The organism is Aestuariivirga sp. (assembly GCF_037139295.1).
GTDB lineage: Bacteria > Pseudomonadota > Alphaproteobacteria > Rhizobiales > Aestuariivirgaceae > Aestuariivirga.
The window spans coordinates 1-2,676 of record NZ_JBAXGR010000240.1; the positions used below are offsets into that span (position 1 = coordinate 1).

Annotated in this window: 3 protein-coding genes; 2 read left to right on the forward strand and 1 reads right to left on the reverse strand. The window is 55.6% G+C overall.

The window, feature by feature from the left end; all coding sequences use genetic code 11:
• Positions 1-1,088 (forward strand): hypothetical protein (locus tag WCJ41_RS21380; protein ID WP_336907862.1); only part of this gene is annotated, 1,088 nt, incomplete at its 5' end.
• Between the two features lie 111 nt (positions 1,089-1,199).
• On the opposite strand, the gene WCJ41_RS21385 is transcribed toward WCJ41_RS21380, so the two are convergent.
• On the reverse strand, positions 1,200-2,075 hold the full coding sequence (locus WCJ41_RS21385; protein WP_336907863.1) for a hypothetical protein: 876 nt from the start codon (positions 2,073-2,075) through the stop codon (positions 1,200-1,202).
• 144 nt (positions 2,076-2,219) lie between these two features.
• Here WCJ41_RS21385 and WCJ41_RS21390 point away from each other — a divergent pair.
• The coding region (locus WCJ41_RS21390; RefSeq protein ID WP_336907864.1) for a hypothetical protein at positions 2,220-2,676 on the forward strand (457 nt) is incomplete at its 3' end.

The following is a 2,676-nucleotide window of genomic DNA, read 5'->3' on the forward strand; positions in this document are numbered from 1 at the left end:
AAAGCCTGAGTAACTCAGGATTGGTCATTCCGAATCGGAAAGCAGGCCGCCCCCGTAAACATGCTACCGATGCAGCCCGGGTGGAGGCGCACCGCGTGCGGAAGAGGTATATACGTAAGATAGGTCGCTTCTGTGGAACGATGTTGGACGGGACGGCGAGCTTTGGAACGGCCTACGCGTCGATCCGTGACACAGAGCCGTTGCTGTATCTCAACGCCGGGAATGTCGAAGAGTTTATTGCACTGCTCAGGGGATCCCACGCTCGGGTCGTTCCATCCAAAGAGGACAACTTCCTGCTGAGCCCCGCACATTTTATTGCGGATATTCCCGGCTGTAGCACTCGACGGGGTCTCGCCAACGTCCAACATGTAAACGGCATATGGTTGGACAATGACGGCGGAGATCTCACGCCCGATGGATTTGCCGCCCTATTTCCCCAGCTGCGCATGGTTGTTTGGAACACCTACTCCTCGACCGGAGATCATCCTCGTTGGCGATGCTTCATTCCCACTTCTACTGTGATGTCGGTGGATGATCACGCTCGGATCATCGCGCAGATCCTGATGGTGTTGCGACACGATGGCTTTGCAGCGCACGCCGAGATCGCGGGAAATCCTGAGATTGCTCCCAAGCTGCACGGTTTCGACACCGGAAAGCTCAATGCTGCTTCATTGTTTTATGCCCCTTGCCAGGCTCGCCAGTCTCAAGACAGCTTCTTCCTCGATTTTCGAGACGGCTGTCGGTCTCCGCTCGATGTTCAGCAGTGGCTGGATAATGATGTCGCTGCGCATGCAGTGGGGAGCGAAAGCACTCAAGCCGACGGCATGAACAGCGGAGGAAATTTGCGGATTTGCCCTCCGGGAGACGAGGCCCAACTGGTCAATTCCGCCCTCTCTCGGTGGCGTACCGCTCCCCGTGGCCAGGGTAACCGTGCCTTCTTCCGTCTGGCTTGCGACCTACGGCGTACCGGTATGCCCGTGGAAAGGGCTCGTCATCACCTCCTTGCCGAGGCCGGAGGGGCGCGATCCCCACGGGAACGGACAGCCGATGTAGGACAGATCCTGCCTCGGCTCTGGGGAAAATCCTGAGTTACTCAGGATCGACTTTCTGAGTGGTGGATCCTGAGTTACTCAGAGTTCGCGCCCTAAAACTGTAAACCCTATGCATGCACGAGCAGGACACATACCGCATATGGTATGTCAGGCCAGTTTTTGCTTGGTCGGGATCTTCCTCTTGGTCCTGCCGGGCACATCCTTGGGCACCGTGTCTTTTGGAAATTCGCCTCGGACAGCGTTGTACATGACTTTCAGGGCCTGGTCATAGAGATCACTCGCGAGTTTTGCGAGATGACGTCGAGAGTCATCAGCAGTGCGGTGATCGAAGTCATTTTCAGGGTCAACTCCTTCAGCAAGGCGGGCATCCCGACCAATTTGCCACCAAGGCATTTTTTCGCTCTCGGGCTTTCCCTCCCAATTCTCGGCTACGATTTTCCAGACTTCCAACATTCGCTTGAAATCTGTCTTCCGATACATTGATCTTGGGTGGAGTTTGTATTTCGCATCGCTGTGGCGATGGCGGTAGAGCAGGCTTCCCATATGGCACTGCTTCAGGATCTCCCTGATTTGAGTGTCTATGTTGTCCCTGGGGACAGTGAGAGGAATTCGTAGAGTGATGTATTTCGGGTAATCCTTCTCGCCTGACCAGTTCTCATCAATATCGACGACGGTCACGAGTGGGACTTGACCGTCCTCCCGGAAGAGTTCTCGACCGCCTTCGCGCCACCATTCCTCAAAGTCTTTATCCACATCCCCGAAATCTGCGAAGGTCGTCCGAATGGCTTCCTCCGTGTGTTCGGATGGACGGCCATACTTTCCTCTGTATGCAGCCAGGAAACCCCTCCATTCTGGATAGATGCTCTTCTCATCAGCCAGCTTAGCCTCAGCGCCAGGATCGAGCTTGCTTCGATAGGAAGCCTCTATCTCTTTGATAAGGTTTAGATTGTACTGGCTGGCGTTCTTGATCTTTTCGCGCACCCCCTTCGGAGTTGTCGCGATACGGCGAGTGGGTCGTGCCATTACGTCCTCCAGCTTTTTTTGCATTCTAGGTGGAAAGCACTTTTCTGGAAATCGGGCTCAATCGCCAGATCAATAGCTCCGTGACATTCCGAGCACGTCTGCGGAATTCCTCCGCGACATCGTAAAAACACTCGGAGAATGAAGATGAATTACTATGTGTCTGCCGCCTCTGTGGCGGTTTCGTCGGAGAACACCGCCCAGGTTGTTTCCGATCACATGGCGAAGGCCCAGGAGGCCTATCGCAATTCCAAGGACAGCGCTGCGAAGGCGGCCGCTCACGCCTACATGGTCTGGCTGAAGACCATGTCGCCGCTCGCTGAGAGCGAGGCGCGCAGCTGGATGACCGATCAGATCGTGAAGCGCAACGAGGAGATCGCAGCGCACAACGACGCCGAGGAGTTCCTCCAGAAGCGTGTCGCCGCCCACAAGAAGAAGCGCCTCGCGACCTTTAATAATGACGACATCCTCCTCAAGACGGAGTTCGCGACCATTGATGAGCAGAAGCTCTTCGACGACGAACTCGCGAAGGTCACGGGCCTTTACGACCTCAAGGTGAAGGACTGGAACGACCGCCGCAAGGTTCGCATCGAGTCGCGGTCGG

What these genes read in the sequence shown, in the direction of transcription:
- WCJ41_RS21385 (WP_336907863.1), bottom strand. Translation starts at nt 2,075, where the DNA reads ATGGCACGACCCACTCGCCGTATCGCGACAACTCCGAAGGGGGTGCGC.